At 65.5% G+C, this 15523-nt stretch carries 16 protein-coding genes; 9 read left to right on the top strand and 7 right to left on the bottom strand.

The genetic code is table 11. The features are described 5' to 3' along the window. Positions 1-5 precede the first annotated feature (5 nt). The 7 genes from BSL82_RS15210 to BSL82_RS15180 form a co-directional block, all read right to left on the bottom strand. The gene (locus BSL82_RS15210) at positions 6-917 is read right to left on the bottom strand and encodes an SPOR domain-containing protein (RefSeq protein ID WP_072598132.1); all 912 of its coding nucleotides are present in this window, start codon (positions 915-917) and stop codon (positions 6-8) included. Positions 918-995: 78 nt separating this feature from the next. Beyond that, positions 996-2051, bottom strand: a complete 1056-nt coding sequence (locus BSL82_RS15205; protein ID WP_072598131.1) for an MBL fold metallo-hydrolase — start codon at positions 2049-2051, stop codon at positions 996-998. 17 nt (positions 2052-2068) lie between these two features. After that, positions 2069-2731, bottom strand: coding sequence for a peroxiredoxin (locus tag BSL82_RS15200; RefSeq protein ID WP_072598130.1), 663 nt, complete (start codon positions 2729-2731; stop codon positions 2069-2071). A 108-nt stretch (positions 2732-2839) separates the two neighbouring features. Next, positions 2840-3595, bottom strand: coding sequence for a bifunctional 2-polyprenyl-6-hydroxyphenol methylase/3-demethylubiquinol 3-O-methyltransferase UbiG (gene ubiG / locus BSL82_RS15195; protein ID WP_226998490.1), 756 nt, complete (start codon positions 3593-3595; stop codon positions 2840-2842). After that, the gene (locus tag BSL82_RS15190; RefSeq protein ID WP_072598128.1) at positions 3592-5391 is read right to left on the bottom strand and encodes an AMP-dependent synthetase/ligase; all 1800 of its coding nucleotides are present in this window, start codon (positions 5389-5391) and stop codon (positions 3592-3594) included. The genes ubiG and BSL82_RS15190 overlap by 4 nt, the downstream gene beginning before the upstream one ends. A 20-nt stretch (positions 5392-5411) precedes the next feature. Further along, entirely contained in the window at positions 5412-7085 is a 1674-nt protein-coding gene (gene ggt / locus BSL82_RS15185) for a gamma-glutamyltransferase (protein ID WP_335743896.1), read from the bottom strand. Next, positions 7085-8125 (bottom strand): quinone-dependent dihydroorotate dehydrogenase, encoded by a 1041-nt coding sequence (locus BSL82_RS15180; protein ID WP_072598126.1) that lies wholly within the window; start codon positions 8123-8125, stop codon positions 7085-7087. The genes ggt and BSL82_RS15180 overlap by 1 nt, the downstream gene beginning before the upstream one ends. A 326-nt stretch (positions 8126-8451) precedes the next feature. Between BSL82_RS15180 and BSL82_RS15175 the strand changes: the two genes are divergently transcribed. The 9 genes from BSL82_RS15175 to BSL82_RS15135 all read left to right on the top strand — a co-directional run bounded on the left by BSL82_RS15175 (position 8452) and on the right by BSL82_RS15135 (position 15523). Continuing rightward, positions 8452-9297, top strand: a complete 846-nt coding sequence (locus tag BSL82_RS15175) for a helix-turn-helix domain-containing protein (protein WP_072598125.1) — start codon at positions 8452-8454, stop codon at positions 9295-9297. 90 nt (positions 9298-9387) lie between these two features. Continuing rightward, a complete protein-coding gene (locus tag BSL82_RS15170; RefSeq protein WP_072598124.1) occupies positions 9388-9801 on the top strand; it encodes an SUF system Fe-S cluster assembly regulator in 414 nt (137 codons plus the stop codon). Further along, positions 9798-11267 (top strand): Fe-S cluster assembly protein SufB, encoded by a 1470-nt coding sequence (gene sufB, locus BSL82_RS15165; RefSeq protein ID WP_072598123.1) that lies wholly within the window; start codon positions 9798-9800, stop codon positions 11265-11267. The genes BSL82_RS15170 and sufB overlap by 4 nt, the downstream gene beginning before the upstream one ends. Next, a complete protein-coding gene (locus BSL82_RS15160; protein WP_072598122.1) occupies positions 11264-11671 on the top strand; it encodes a hypothetical protein in 408 nt (135 codons plus the stop codon). Before sufB ends, BSL82_RS15160 begins: the two co-directional genes overlap by 4 nt. Then, the gene (sufC, locus tag BSL82_RS15155) at positions 11658-12416 is read left to right on the top strand and encodes a Fe-S cluster assembly ATPase SufC (RefSeq protein WP_072598121.1); all 759 of its coding nucleotides are present in this window, start codon (positions 11658-11660) and stop codon (positions 12414-12416) included. The genes BSL82_RS15160 and sufC overlap by 14 nt, the downstream gene beginning before the upstream one ends. Continuing rightward, the gene (locus tag BSL82_RS15150; protein WP_072598120.1) at positions 12413-13501 is read left to right on the top strand and encodes a SufB/SufD family protein; all 1089 of its coding nucleotides are present in this window, start codon (positions 12413-12415) and stop codon (positions 13499-13501) included. The genes sufC and BSL82_RS15150 overlap by 4 nt, the downstream gene beginning before the upstream one ends. Beyond that, a complete protein-coding gene (locus BSL82_RS15145) occupies positions 13498-14712 on the top strand; it encodes an aminotransferase class V-fold PLP-dependent enzyme (protein ID WP_072598119.1) in 1215 nt (404 codons plus the stop codon). Before BSL82_RS15150 ends, BSL82_RS15145 begins: the two co-directional genes overlap by 4 nt. Further along, positions 14709-15170: an SUF system Fe-S cluster assembly protein gene (locus tag BSL82_RS15140; protein ID WP_072598118.1), complete on the top strand. Its 462-nt coding sequence runs from the start codon at positions 14709-14711 to the stop codon at positions 15168-15170. The genes BSL82_RS15145 and BSL82_RS15140 overlap by 4 nt, the downstream gene beginning before the upstream one ends. Continuing rightward, the gene (locus tag BSL82_RS15135; RefSeq protein ID WP_072598117.1) at positions 15170-15523 is read left to right on the top strand and encodes a HesB/IscA family protein; all 354 of its coding nucleotides are present in this window, start codon (positions 15170-15172) and stop codon (positions 15521-15523) included. The genes BSL82_RS15140 and BSL82_RS15135 overlap by 1 nt, the downstream gene beginning before the upstream one ends.

Here is a 15523-nt window from a genome sequence, read left to right as displayed (position 1 = left end):
CCTGGCTAGCGGTTGACCGGCAGGCAATCGAAGCCGCCGGCCGCAGCGGACGCGCAAAGCGCCAGCGCCGCCGCCCGGCTGCTCCCGCTGCCGAGCTGCACCCTGACGAGCCTCCTTCGCCCGGGCACCTCCTCATAATAGGGCCGGTAAGCCGCGAGGCCGGGGGCTGACCTTCTCACCTGTTCCCACGCCGCTTCCGCAGCCTTTCGGCCCGTATAGGCGCCGATCTGGATTCGCCACCCCTCGCCCGTTCCGGGATTGTCTGCGGCAACACCCTCCGCCGTCGGGGACGCCGCGCTTGCAGCCGCAGCCTCTTTGCCGTGGGTCGCGCGCCACGCGGCCAGATCTTCCCGATACTGGTGATAGGCCCGGTAGAAGGCGACGATCGGCGCTTCCAGCCGTGCAAGCGCCGCGCCGGCATAGCTCTCGAAATCGGCCGGCGGAACCGCGCTCAGCCGAATCACCTCGGCGCTGGCGGCACGGCAGAATCCGGGCAGGGCGGGCGGCTGCGCGAAGTAATTGTAAAGAAGGGTCATGTGCCGGTCCAGCGTCGCCCGACCGTGCCGCGACGTCTCCGCCGCCCAGGCCTTTTTCAGCACCTGTTTGCGATCGGCGAGAAAGCGGTTGTAGGCGCTCGTAATCGCCTTGCCGTCGCCGCACGCAAGCGCCGCGACGTTGAACGCAGCGCGCAGATGCCAGATCGTCTCCTTGGGGCCGATGTCGCTGTTGACGGTCGCGAATTGCCCGTCGGGACCGGGATTGGGCACCGGCAGGTTCAGCGCCGCGCCATAAGGGGGGCGCGGCTCCGGCGGCGGCCGGACGGGTTCGGGTGTCGGGGGCGGCGGCGGAACGGACGCGCAGGCGGCCAGCAACCCGCCCAGCAGGAGCGCGCCGAACCAGCCAGTCTTCCAACCCATAAGCGTCCCCTGTGCGCCGACCGTTTCCCATGAGACGGGAATGGAACAAACCGCTTTCAGGACAGAGCGTTGCGGTCCTCAGATCAGCAGTGCCGGTTCCTCGCCCGTCTCGACAGGATAGCCGCTTTCGCGCCAGGACTTCATCCCTCCGTCAAGCGCGGTCACGCGACGGAAGCCAAGCTCGCGCAGGGTCGCCGCCGCCAGGGTGGAAATCTTGCCGAATTCGCAGACCGTCAGGATTTCGAGATCCGGATCGGGAAAGGTCTCGTCGATCCTGATCTCGAGCTGGCCGCGCGCGAGGTGGCGCGCACCCGGCACATGGCCGCGCCCATAGGCGTCGCGTTCGCGCACGTCGAGGATCACGAAATCGTTGCGCTGCCGGCCGATCCGCCGCGAAAGCTCCTCCAGCGACATGAACGGAATGGCCGACGCCGCCTCGGCCAGAAGCTGCCGCACCGTCTTTCCGCCCGAGATATTAGTACGAAGCGCTTCGGTCAGATGACGCGGCGCGCCGAGATTGAGCCCGCGCATCATCTCGACGAAGGCAGCGCGCTCGCGCTTTTGAAGCCGGGGATTGTTGGCCAACTCCGCCGCGATCGTCGTATGGCCCAGACCCTTATAGTCATGCGCCGGATAGACCAGCGTCTCACCATCCAGCTTCAGCAGCTTGTCGAAAAGGCTGTCATAAAGCTGTTCGGCGTCGCCAGTCGGAAGATCGGTACGGCCGGTGCCGCCGATCAGCAGCGTATCGCCGGTAAAGACCCGGTCTTCGACATGGACGCACATGGAGTCGCGCGTGTGGCCCGGCGTGTGGATCATGTTGAGCCGCAGTTCGCCCAGCGGCAGCAGGTGGCCGTCCTCCACCCGAATGTCGACATGAGGCGAGGGGCTTTCGCGGTGCATGACCGTAGCCGCGCCGAATTCCTGCTTCAATTGCCGCACGGCGGAGAAATGATCCGCATGGGTGTGGGTGTCGATGATGAACCGCACCCGCAGGCCGCTGCGGTGAGACAGGCCGACATAGCGGTTGGCCTGCCCCAGCGCGGGATCGATGATGGCCGCGACGCAGCTCTTTTCGCACCCTATGAAATAGGATTGGCAACCCTCGCCGTCCGCGATCTGCTCAAAGAACATGCGCCGCCTCCCCCAGGTCAGTCGATCGGTTGCGGCACCATGCGAAGATAGGGCTTCACCGCCTTCCAGCCGCCGGGGAAGCGTTCGCGCGCTTCCTCTTCGCCGACCGAGGGCACGATGATCACATCCTCGCCATGCCTCCAGTTGACGGGGGTGGCGACCTTGTGCCTGGCGGTAAGCTGGCAGGAATCGAGCAGGCGAAGCACTTCGTCGAAATTGCGGCCGCTGCTCATCGGATAGAGCAGCATCGCCTTGATGAGCTTGTCCGGCCCGATCAGGAAGACGGTGCGCACCGTCTGGTTGGTGGCCGCCGTCCTGCCTTCGGACGTCCCCGCTTCACCCGCCGGGAGCATTCCGTAGAGCTTGGCGACGTTCAGGTCATGATCGCCGATGATCGGGTAGCGGACCTCGCCTCCGGTCGCGTCCTTGATGTCGGCGAGCCAGCGATCATGGTCGCCCACGGGGTCTACCGACAGGCCGATGATCTTGCAGTTGCGCTTTTCGAACTCGGGCTGGATTCGCGCCAGATAGCCAAGCTCGGTCGTGCAGACCGGCGTGAAGTCCTTGGGGTGCGAGAAGAGCACGCACCAGCTGTCGCCGATCCAGTCATGAAAGCGGATTTCGCCCTGGGTGGTCTGCGCCGTGAAATCCGGCGCCGTGCTGCCGATGGAAAGTGTCATGCCGCTACTCCTCGTGAATCTCCGCACCCGCCGGGGCGGGAAGACGCCGCTCCGGCCGGGGCTCACTGAAATAGCAGATTAACCATGCGAAACGAAGGGGCGGAACGGCTAATGGGCAGGCGTCGCGGCCATCAGATAGTTGAGCGTCAGATCGTCGCTCAGCACAAATCCCCGCGCGGGCGAAAAGCCCAACCCTTTTCGGTCCGACACCTTCAGCCCTGCGTTCAGCAGATACTGCTCCAGCTCATCGGGCGTCAGAAAGCTGGACCAGTCATGTGTCCCCCGCGGGATCATCTTCAGCCCCTCGCCGAGCGTGATCATCGCGAGCCGCGCGGCGGCGGTGCGGTTGGGAGTGGAAAGCACGACAAGCCCATCGGGCTTCACCAGCGCGGCAAGCGCCGCAATGAAGGCGGGCACGTCGCTGACATGCTCGACCACCTCCATCGCGGTGACCAGATCGAACCGGGGGCCTTCATCGCGCAAGGCCCCGACCTCGCCCGCGCGATAGTCGATCTCCAGACCCATTTCGGCGGCGTGGCTCCGGGCGACTGCGATGTTCTCCGGCGCGGCGTCGACCGCCGTCACCTTCGCGCCAAGCCGGGCGAGCGGCTCCGCCAGAAGGCCGGCGCCGCAACCGACGTCCAGCGCCGTCCTGCCCGCCAGCGGATGGCGGTCGCGCCGGGATGCGCCGAAATGGGAATCGATGCGCTCGCGCACATAGGCGAGCCGCACCGGGTTCAACCGGTGGAGCATCGCGGATTCGCCGGACGAGTTCCACCAGTCGGCGGCGAGCCTGCCGAAATGCGCGGCTTCGTCCGGATTGATCGTGGCGGCGGTCATAGGCCCTTCTACACTGGCGGTCATTGCCGGTACAGCGCCTCCAGCCGCGCCGCGTAGACGCCGCGCAGCACATGCCGCCTGATCTTGAGGGACGGCGTAAGCTGCTCGTTCTCGACCGTGAAAGGCGCATCGGCGAGGATGATCCGCCTGACCCGCTCGATGACCGAAAGATTGGCGTTGACCCTGTCCACCGCCGCCATCATGGCGCGCTGGAACTCATGGCTTGTCGAGAGCGCGGCCGGATCATCCGGCAGCCCGCGCGCCGCCGCCCAGGTCCTCGCCCATTCCGGATCGGGAACGACCAGCCCGACCAGATGCGGCCGCCGGTCGCCATGCACCATCGCCTGGAAAATCTCGGGCTGCAGGGTGAGCATTCCCTCCACCCGCTGCGGCGCGACATTGTCGCCCTTGTCGTTGACGATGATGTCCTTCTTGCGGTCGGTGATGACCAGCCGCCCGCGATCGTCGAGGTGGCCGACATCGCCGGTATGGAGCCAGCCCTGCTTCAGAACCCGCGCCGTTTCCGCGTCGTTGCGCCAATAGCCGTGCATCACCAGCTCGCCCCTGACCAGGATTTCCCCGTCTTCGGCGATGCGGACCTCCACCCCCTTCAGCGGTGGGCCGACCGTGTCCATGCGGATGCCCGCGCCCGGCCGGTTGCACGAGATCACCGGCGACGCCTCGGTCTGGCCATAGCCTTGCAGCAGCGTCAGCCCCAGCGACTGGAAGAACAGCCCCACATCGCTGTTGAGCGGCGCGCCGCCTGAAACCATGGCCTTGATCCGCCCGCCGAAGCGGTTGCGCACTTTCGGGCGGAAGGTTCGCTCCAGCAGCAGGTCCAGCGGCTTTTCATACAGCGGCAGACGGCCCCGCTCATAGCGGACGCGGCCCAGCCTCAGCGCCTGCTCCAGCATCCACTGCGCCGCCTTGCCCTGCTTTTCGATCGTCTTGACCATGCGGGCGCGCAGCACCTCGAACAGGCGCGGCACCACGACCATGATCGTCGGGCGCACCTCCTCGATGTTGGAGGCAAGCTTTTCGAGCCCTTCGGCATAATAGATCTGCCCGCCGATCCCGATCGGCAGGAACTGGCCGCCGCTATGCTCATAGGCATGGCTCAACGGAAGGAAGGACAGGAAGGTTTCGGTTCCGTCCGGAAAATCATTGGCGATGATATCGAAGCAGCCCGCGACATTGTGGAGGATGCCGCCATGATGCTGCATCACGCCGCGCGGTGCGCCGCCGGTACCTGACGTATAGATGATGCAGGCGAGATCGTCGCGCGTCAGCGCTTCGGCCCTTTGTTCGGCGGCCGTGACATCGGCCGGACAATCGGCGACCAGCCTATCGAGATCGTACAAAGTCACGTCGGATTGCTGGCCGATGCGCAACGGCTCGAACCCGATCACCGTCCTGCATTCCGACGACTGCACAACGGCGGGCAACAGTGTCCGCGCCAGCTTTGGCGTGGAGACGAACACGGCCTTGGCGCACGCGTTCTCCAATATGTGCAGGTGATCGCGCTCGGTGTTGGTGGTGTAGGTCGGCACCGTGACGCAGCCCGCCGCCATGATCGCAAGGTCCGCGATGCACCATTCGGGGCGGTTTTCGGAGACCAGCGCCACCCGGTCTCCCCGGTTCAGGCCGAGCCCGGCGAGCGCCTCGGCCAGGCAGGCGACCTGCCGGGCGGTTTCGGCCCAGCTTGTCGGCTGCCAACCGTCGCCATGCTTGCGCCACAGAAAGGGGGCGTCCCCGTGCTGGCGCGCACGGGAAAAGAACATCGACACCAGATTCGGAAAATCCTCGAAGCTCCGGACCATGCTCTTCCTCTCCCGCCGCGTCACTCGGCGAGCGCGACGCCTTCACTGCGCGGGTCGGCCCCGCCTTTCCACGCGCCGTCGCGTCGTTCGACCGCATTCACCTTCGATCCAAGCTCGGCGGGCGTGACGATGTGGCCCAGCGCCGTCAACTGGTCACGCATGGCCTCGAGCGACGTTCCCTTCTCCACCAGAATGGCGTTGCCGCTCAGGAAGATATTCGGGAGAGCGATCGCCTGATCGACCGGCAGCCCCCAATCGAGCACGCCGACCAGCGTCTTCATGACATGCATGATGATGCGAGGCCCGCCCGCCGAGCCAAGCGCAAGCATGGCCTTGCCGTCAGGCCCCTGAACGATGGTTGGCGACATGGCGCTGCGCGGCCGCTTTCCCGGCTCCACGCGGTTGGCGACGGGCAGGCCGCCGCGCTCGGGCACGAAGCTGAAATCGGTCAGCTCGTTGTTCAGGTGAAAGCCGTTCGCCATCAGGAAGCTGCCGAACGGGCCTTCGATCGTGGAGGTGACGGCCACGAGATTGCCAGCGCCGTCGCCCGCGGCGAAGCTGGTGGTGGAAGGCACTTCGGCCGCCGGTGCATAGCGCCACGCGCCAGCCCCCGGGGGCTTTCCGGGAAGCGCCTTGGCCATGACCGAGTCGATGCTGATCAGCGCCGACCTTTCCCGGATGTACCCCGGATCGATCAGCCCCGCGACAGGCACGGGCACAAAGCCGGGGTCAGCGATATAGGTGTCGCGATCGGCATAGGCGAGGCGCATCGCCTCTGAGATCAGGTGCCAGCTTCGCGGGTCATTGGGGCCAAGCGCCTTCAGATCGAACCGCTCGAGCATTCCGAGCATCTGGACGATCGCGATTCCCCCGGCCGATGGCGGACCCATGCCGCAGACCCGATAACCGCGATAGCTGCCGCAGACGGCAGGCCGCTCCTCCGCGCGATAGGCAATGAGATCGGCCTCGGTCAGTTGGGAAGGATTGCGCGGAGCCGTTGCAACGGCGGATGAAAGCCTGCGCGCGGGCCAGCCCTGGTAAAAGCCGGGTGCGCCGTGCTTGGCGACATGCCTCAATAGACGGGCCAGTTCGGGATTCTTTATCCGTGCGCCGACCGGCTTGGGCGCACCCGACGCATCGTAATAATGCGCGCGAATGGCGGGAAAGTCGCGCAGCGCGACTTTCATCTGCTCAAGACGCTTGTGGAGCGCCGGCGTGATCTTGAACCCGTCGTCGGCCAGTTTGATCGCGGGCTTGAACAGGCGCGACCATTTGAGCCTGCCCCAGCGCCCATGCGCCATTTCCATCAGCCGCACATTTCCCGGAACGCCGACCGACAGACCGCCAGCGACTGCCTCGCGGAATCCCATCCTGGTGCCATCGGCGTTCAAAAAACGGTTCGCCGTGGCGGCGGCGGGCGCCACCTCGCGCCCGTCGATGGTGGTGACGCCGCCGTTCCGGGCGTCATGGTGGACCAGAAAGCCGCCGCCGCCGATGCCGGACGACTGCGGCTCCACCACGGTGAGCGCAAGCATCATGGCCAGGGCCGCATCCACGGCGGACCCGCCTTCGCGAAGCATCTCGCGCCCAGCCTCCGCCGCGCGCGGATCGGCGGCGGAAACCATTCCCCCCTCGGCAAGGGCCGCCTGAAACGGCAGCGCCAGCAGGGAGAGGACAAGAAGAAGTCGGACCATCATTTCTCTTCGGTTCCCACGGCATCGGCCAAGGTTGCAAACCCGTCGCGTTCCAGCAGCCGGGCAAGTCCCTGATTGATCCTTCGGACCAGCCCCGGCCCCTCATACACAAGCGCGGTGTAAAGCTGCACCAGGCTGGCGCCCGCGCGAATACGCTCATAGGCGTCTTCGGCCGAGCCGATACCCCCGACGCCGATAAGCGGAAGCGCGCCGCCCGTGGCCCGCCGGAACTGCCGCAGCATCTCCAGCGCGCGCCCTTTCAGCGGCGCGCCCGACAAGCCGCCCGATTCACCCGCAAGCGGAGAGCGGAGTTCGCGCGGCCGGTCGATCGTCGTGTTCGAGACGATCAGCGCATCGATCTTCCGCGCCATCGCGACGCCCGCGATATCGTCGACATCGGCGGGCTCCAGATCGGGCGCGACTTTCAGGAACACCGGCGGGCCACCCGCTCCGCGTGACGTCATGACGCCGTCCAGAAGTTCGTCCAGCGCCTCGCGCGATTGCAGCGCCCTCAACCCCGGCGTGTTGGGCGAGGAAATGTTGACGGTGAGATAGCTCGCGAGGCCAGCCATCGCCCGCGCGCCCTCGGTATAGTCGGCGATTCGATCGTCCGAGTCCTTGTTCGCGCCGATATTGACGCCGACGATGCCGGGCCTGCCAAGCCGCCGCGTGAGCCGCTGCGCCGCCGCTGCCTGCCCGCCGTTGTTGAAGCCCATTCGGTTGATAACCGCGCGGTCCTCCGCCAGCCGGAACAACCGGGGCGTGGGGTTGCCCTGTTGCGGACGGGGCGTCAGCGTGCCCACCTCTACAAAGCCGAAGCCCTGCCGGAGCATGGCGTCCGGCACCTCCGCGTTCTTGTCGAAACCCGCCGCAAGCCCGACCGGGGACGGGAAATCCAGCCCCGCCACACTTGTGCGCAGGCGCGGCGATGTTTCCCGCAGCCCGGTCTCGGGCAGCATCTTCAGCGCGGCGATGGTCAGGCCATGCGCCCGTTCGGCGTCGAAGCGGAAAACAAGCGGGCGAATCAGACGGTAAGGCATCACAGCGGGGAGCTATGGCAGTCCGTCGGCCATGGGTCAAAACCCGCGTTTTCCGCGAACGGCGCCGCCGCATGCAAATAATTCACGGCCGATGTCGGATTTGTCCAAGACTCGACACCTTGCATTGCACCATTAGCGGGGCGCGACCCGAGGGGACCGTCAAGAAGCGTTCGCGCTTCGCCACGGAACCTCACAACTTGAAGCCCGGCCGGTTTCGGCCGGTCGGGCCTTTTTGTTTCCAGATCAGCAAATTTTCGGTGGACTGGCCCCATGCGGCCCGGCTAGCATGGATCATTCCAGTAAAGCCGGGGGCCCTCGAGTCAGCAATGTTGTCGCTACGCTATGCTGCGCCTGCACCTGAACTACGAGAGTTTATCTCTACTTATTATCTGTTTCGCGCTGATCTTTCCGATATTGCCGACAGTACTCGGGCCGATCTTCCACAGATCAGGTTCATGCTTTCCGGCAGTGGCCACTATACTTTCGGCGACGGATCCAAAGCGAAATGCCCGGAAGCGATGGTGACCGGCCCAACGACGTCCGCCACCCGCATCACTGCCAAGGGACCGCTTGTCGTGTTCGGCATCGGCCTGCTGCCTGCGGGCTGGAACGCGATCATCGGCGGCAGCGCTGCGGAAATGACCGACCTTGTCGAGGATGCGCGCGCTGTTCTCGGCACTTTCGCCGAGGACATGCTCGACATCCTGCGCCACAGCCAAAGCTTTGATAACATGATCGGAATCGCCGATCTTTCGATGCGCAGCCTGGTCCAGCAGCCGCGCGACCGCCCGCTCGAATGGTTCATCCATGCCACCAACGAATGGCTGATGGGCGACATATCACCCAATGTCGATACGCTGATCGCCGAAACCGGTCTTTCCGGGCGCCAGGTCGAGCGGCTGACCAACCGCATCTATGGTGCGCCGCCAAAGCTGCTCGCCCGCAAGTACCGCGCGCTCAGAATCGCTTCCAGCCTTTCCGATGAGGGTGTCGACTGGCAGGACCTTATGGGCGACGCCTTTTACGACCAGTCCCACTTCATCCGCGAGTTCAAGCGCTTTACAGGACAGACCCCGCGCCAGTTCCAGCTTGTGCCCACGCCCCTCACCCGTCTGATGACGGCGCGGCGCAGGATCAGCGGGCTGGTGTCGCCGCTGACCCTGAAAACCTGATCCGGCGGGGGTTGACCCCGGCGCGCCGAGACCCCAAGTGCCAATCGGAACGAATCGGTCCGAATTAGGATCGCGATTGGAGTTGCCCCGGTGCGCCTGACCAGTCTTGCCGATTATGCAGTGGTGGTGATGTCCGCTGCCGCGCGTGCCGAACCCGGCACAAGGCTGTCGGCGGCGCTTGTCGCCGAGCAGACCGGCGTCCCCCTGCCCACGGTCCAGAAGCTGATGGGGCGGCTGGCACAGTCCGGGCTGCTCGGGTCCGCGCGCGGCAGCGGCGGCGGGTTTGTGCTGGCGCGCGCCGCCGACAGCATCAGCCTTGCCGATATCGTCGAGGCGGTCGACGGACCGATTGCGATGACGGCGTGCGTCGATCAGGGCCGGCATGATTGCGGGCTTGAAACAGGATGCCGGGTTCGGTCGCACTGGCCCGCGGTCAACGGAGCGATACGCGGGGCGCTGGCGGGCGTCAGTCTTGAAAGCCTCGCCCATGGAGTGGTTCAATGAATGTGCGTAACCCCGAAGCAGCGGCCGCCGTCGCCGAGGCGTCAAAGTACAAATGGGGCTTTTCCAGCAATATCGAGCAGGAGTTCGCGCCCAAGGGGCTGAGCGAGGATACGGTGCGCTATATATCGGCCCGCAAGAACGAGCCGGAATGGATGCTCGACTGGCGGCTGAAGGCCTATCGCCTGTGGCAGAAGATGCCGTCGCCGGAATGGGCCAAGCTCAGAATCCCGCCGATCGACTATCAGGACGCCTATTATTACGCCGCGCCCAAGGCCAAGCCGACGCTTGCCTCGCTTGACGAGCTAGACCCGGAAATCCGCTCCACATACGAAAAGCTGGGCATCCCGATCGAGGAGCAGAAGCTGCTCGCCAATGTCGAGGGCGCGCGCAAGGTCGCCGTGGACGCGGTGTTCGACAGCGTTTCCGTCGCCACCACCTTTCGCGAGGAGCTGAAGAAGGCGGGGGTCATCTTCCTGTCGATTTCGGAAGCGATCCGCGAATATCCCGATCTGGTGAGAAAGTGGCTCGGCAAGGTCGTGCCCCAGGCCGACAATTATTTCGCGGCGCTCAACTGCGCGGTCTTTTCCGACGGCACCTTCGTCTATGTTCCCGAGGGCGTGCGCTGCCCGATGGAGCTTTCCACCTATTTCCGGATCAACGCGGCCAACACCGGCCAGTTCGAGCGGACGCTGATTATCGCCGACAAGGGATCATATGTCAGCTATCTGGAGGGCTGCACCGCACCACAGCGCGACGAGAACCAGCTTCACGCGGCCGTGGTGGAGCTGGTCGCGCTGGACGATGCGGAGATTAAATATTCCACCGTCCAGAACTGGTATCCGGGCGATGCCGAAGGCAGGGGCGGCATCTACAATTTCGTCACCAAGCGCGCCTTGTGCCAGGGCAGACGCTCCAAGGTGTCGTGGACGCAGGTTGAGACCGGCTCCGCCATCACCTGGAAATATCCAAGCTGCGTGCTGTCGGGCGAGGAATCGGTGGGCGAGTTCTATTCCGTCGCCGTCACGAACAATCATCAGCAGGCCGACACCGGCACCAAGATGATCCACCTCGGGCGAAACAGCCGGTCCACCATCATCTCCAAGGGCATATCGGCGGGCAAGTCGGACAACACCTATCGCGGCCTGGTGCGCGTCGGCCCCACCGCCGAAAACGTCCGCAACTTCACCCAGTGTGATTCGCTGCTGTTGGGCCACGACTGCGGCGCGCACACCGTGCCCTATATCGAGGTGAGGAACCCCTCGGCGCAGATCGAGCATGAGGCGACAACCTCCAAGATCAGCGACGATCAGCTGTTCTACGCCATGTCGCGCGGGCTTTCCGCCGAGGATGCGGTGGCGCTGATCGTGAACGGCTTCTGCCGCGAAGTGCTGCAACAGCTTCCCATGGAGTTCGCGGTCGAAGCCCAGAAGCTCCTGGGTATCAGCCTTGAAGGGAGTGTAGGATGAAAAAGCTGCTGCTCGCGCTGCCGCTGGCTCTTGCCGCATGCGGGTCGGCCACCGAAGCGCCGCCGCCGCCGGACGGCAACATGGTCCGCGAATCCATCAACGCGCAAAGCATCGCCTATGGCGAATGCGTTCTTGGCGCGATCAAGAGCATGGAGATCAAGGACCGCCTGGCCTCCACCCTGGCAGACGAGGCCTTCGCCAATTGCCGGTCGATGCGCGAGGCGCTGCTCGCCGACGTGCTGCGCTTCCGCCGCATCGGCAATCCGAGCGAACCCGAGGCGTCCTCGCGGCTCACCGCCGAACAGTCCGTCCTCAACCTCGAGGAGACGCTTCGGGAAAAAGTGCTTGCCGAAGCAACGGTGCGCAAGCTCTCCGACGAGAATGGAAACAATGCTCAGAATTGAAAACCTTCACGCCGAGATTGACGGCAAGCCGATCCTGAAGGGCCTGAACCTGACGCTGAACGCGGGGGAAATCCACGCGATCATGGGGCCGAACGGCGCTGGCAAATCGACCCTGTCCTATGTGCTGGCCGGACGCCAGGGCTATGAAGTGACGGAAGGCTCCGTCACCTTCATGGGCAAGGACCTGCTTGGGCTGGAGCCGCATGAGCGCGCCGCCGCCGGCATCTTCCTTGGCATGCAATATCCGGTGGAGATACCTGGCGTATCGAACGTCCAGTTCCTGCGCACGGCGCTTAACGCCCAGCGGCGCGCGCGGGGGCAGAGCGAAGTGTCGGCCGGAGAGTTTCTGAAGCTGTCGCGCGCGCAGGCCGATGCGCTCGGCCTTTCCGCCGACATGCTGAAGCGCCCGGTGAACGTCGGCTTTTCGGGCGGCGAGAAGAAGCGCAACGAAATGGTGCAGATGGGCGTGCTCGACCCGGCGCTCGCGATATTGGACGAGACCGACAGCGGGCTCGACATCGATGCGCTGCGGGTGGTCGGCGACGGCATCAACCGTATCATGCGCAAGCCGGACAAGGCCGTGCTTCTCATCACCCATTACCAGCGCCTGCTGGACGTGGTGAAGCCCGATTTCGTGCATGTGCTGTCCGCAGGCCGGATCATCCGGTCGGGCGGGCCGGAGCTTGCGCATGAGCTGGAGCGCGAGGGCTATGGCGCAACCGTCGAGGAGGATCAGGCGGCGTGACCCTGCTCACCCTCCCGTCCACCCGCGAAGAGGCATGGCGCTGGAGCGACCTTGCCGCACTGCCCGCGCTCGCCGAGACGCAGCCGAGCGGCAGCGCAGGCGATGCGAGCGGGTTCTTCCTCGGTTGCGGCGGGCCGCGTCTCCTGTTCGTCGACGGCGTCTATCAGGCGGACAGCAGCAGCCCCGGCCCGGTCACCGTAGGCGCAATTGACGCATCGGCGGGCGATCACCCGCTGGGAAGGCTGGCGGAAGGCAAGGGCTGGCGGCTGGCGCTGGGCCGCGACCATGCGCCCGGCGCGCCGGTGGAGATCGTCCACCTGTCCACCGGCGGGACGAACCATCTGGCGGCGCGCATCGACATGGACGACGATGCGCAGGCGAGCATCATCGAAACCTATGCGGGCGAAGGCTGGGTGAACCGGCTGACCGCCATCCGCCTTGGCAGGAGCGCGCGGGCGATGCGCGCCGTGCGGCTGCTGGGCGGCAGCGGCTTTCAAAGCATGACCGAGCGCGCGGAACTGGCCGAGGGGGCGAGCCTTTACACCAGCTTCCTCGGCGCGGGCGGGGCCGACAGCCGGATAGATGTCCGGTCCGAGCTGGCGGGCGAAGGCGCTTTCGCCGAGATCGGCGGCGCTCTGCTGGCAAGAGGCAAGCAGCGTCATGACGCCAATGTCGTGCTGCGCCATGCAAGCCCCGAAGGGATGAGCCGCCAGACGTGGCGGATGGTGGCGGCGGATCAGGCGACGGCGAGCGTTGCGGCGCGTGTCGAGGTTGCGCGGCAGGCGCAGAAGACCGACGCCGAGCAATCGCTGAAAGGGCTGCTGATGGAGCGCACGGCCACCATCAACCTCAAGCCCGAGCTTGAGATTTTCGCCGACGACGTGAAATGCGCCCATGGCGCGACGGTGGGCGAGTTGAGCCGGGACGCGCTCTTCTATCTCTCCGCCCGTGGCGTTCCTCCGCTTGACGCGCGCGCGCTGCTGACCCGCGCGTTCATCGCCGACGCGCTGGACCGGATCGGCGAGGAGCAGGCGCGCGAGGCCTTCAAGGGGGACGCCGACGAGTGGCTGGGAGGCGCGGCATGACCGCGACCGAAACCCTGCTGAAGATCAACCGCCGGGCCGATTTTCCGGCGATCCCCGATGGCTGGAGCTATCTGGACACCGCCGCCACGGCGCAAAAGCCGCAGCCGGTGGTCGATGCCATAGCGCAGGGCTATGCGCGCGACTATGCGACGGTCCATCGTGGCGTCTACACACGTTCTGCCGACATGACGGTAGCTTATGAGCGGGCGCGGGCGCGCGTCGCGGCGTTCATCGGCGCCGATTCCCCCGATGAAATCGTCTTCGTGCGCGGCGCGACCGAAGCGATCAACCTTGTCGCGCAAAGCTGGGGCGTCACCCATCTGAAGCCCGGCGACCGGATCATGCTGTCGGTGCTGGAGCATCACAGCAACATCGTGCCGTGGCAGTTGATCCGCGACCGGACCGGCATCGAGATCGACGTCGCCCCGCTGACGGCGGACGGCAAGATCGACCTCGACGCAATGGCGGCAATGCTGACCCCCGCGCACAGGCTTGTGGCGCTGGCCCATGTGTCAAACGTGCTTGGATCGGTGCTGGACGCCCGACGCGCCGCCGATCTGGCGCATGCGGTTGGTGCAAAGCTGCTGCTCGACGGCTGCCAGGCCGCGCCCCGCATGAAGCTCGACATGGCGGCGCTCGATTGCGACTTCTACGTGTTTTCGGCACACAAGCTCTATGGCCCGACCGGCATCGGCGTGCTGTGGGCAAGGCCCGACATATTGGACGGCATGCCGCCGTGGCAGGGCGGCGGCGCGATGATCGACCAGGTGACCTTCGCGCGCACCAGCTATGCCCCGCCGCCCGCGCGGTTCGAGGCGGGCACGCCGCACATCATCGGCGCGATCGGGCTTCACGCCGCGATCGACTATGTCGAGGGCATCGGCATGGACCTGATGATCGAGCATGAGACCGCGCTGGTGCGGCTGGCGCGGGAAAGGCTGTCGCGGATCAACTCCGTGCGCCTGTTCGGGCCGGAGAACGCGGCCGGCATCGTCAGCTTTGCGGTCGACGGCGCGCATCCGCATGACGTCGGCACCATATTGGACGAGGCGGGCGTGGCGATCCGCGCCGGGCACCATTGCGCCCAACCGCTGATGGAGCATCTGGGCGTGCCGGCGACCGCTCGTGCGAGCTTCGGCATCTACAATGACGAAAGCGATGTCGAGGCGCTGGTCCGCGGCATCGAGAAGGTAAGCAGGATATTCGGATGAACGACGAAACGGGCAAGTTCACCGTGGAGGAAGTCGATGCGGCTCCGGCAAAGCCGGAACGGCCGCAGGTGGACCCCCGCGCAGATCGCAGGCCGGATTATCTGGAGGGTTTCCTCACGCAAAAGGCGGAGGCGCTGACCGGAAATGAGCCGGGCGGCGAACTCTATGAGGCGGTGATCACGGCGCTGAAGGAAATCTATGATCCCGAGATACCCGTGAATATCTATGACCTAGGTCTTATATATGGACTTGAGATCGACGATGACGCCCATGCCGTCGTCACCATGACGCTCACGACGCCGCATTGCCCGGTCGCCGAATCCATGCCGGGCGAAGTGGAATTGCGGGTGGGCGCGGTGCCGGGCGTCGGCCATGCCGAGGTCAATCTGGTGTGGGACCCGCCCTGGGACCCGCAGAAGATGTCCGAGGAAGCGAAACTCGAACTGGGAATGCTGTGATGAGCACCACGACCCGCGCCCGACCGGCCGCCCTGAACGTGACTCCGAACGCCACCGAACGGATTCGCGAGCTGATGGCCAAAGCCCCCGAAGGGACGGTGGGCGTACGCCTTTCGACGCCCAAGCGCGGCTGTTCCGGCCTTGCCTATTCGGTGGATTATCTGGCGGACGCCAGCCCGATGGACGAGCGGATTGAAACCCCGGGCGGCATATTGTTCGTCGACGCCGGTTCGCTGCTTTATCTGATCGGATCGACGATGGACTGGCGCGAGGACGATTTCACCGCCGGATTCGTGTTCGACAATCCCAACGCCAAGGGCATGTGCGGCTGCGGCGAAAGCTTCACAGTCTGA

Source organism: Tardibacter chloracetimidivorans (assembly GCF_001890385.1).
In the GTDB taxonomy this organism is placed as follows: Bacteria; Pseudomonadota; Alphaproteobacteria; order Sphingomonadales; family Sphingomonadaceae; genus Tardibacter; species Tardibacter chloracetimidivorans.
The sequence above is the reverse complement of the archived record's forward strand: the minus strand, read 5'-3'. Positions and strand labels throughout refer to the sequence as shown.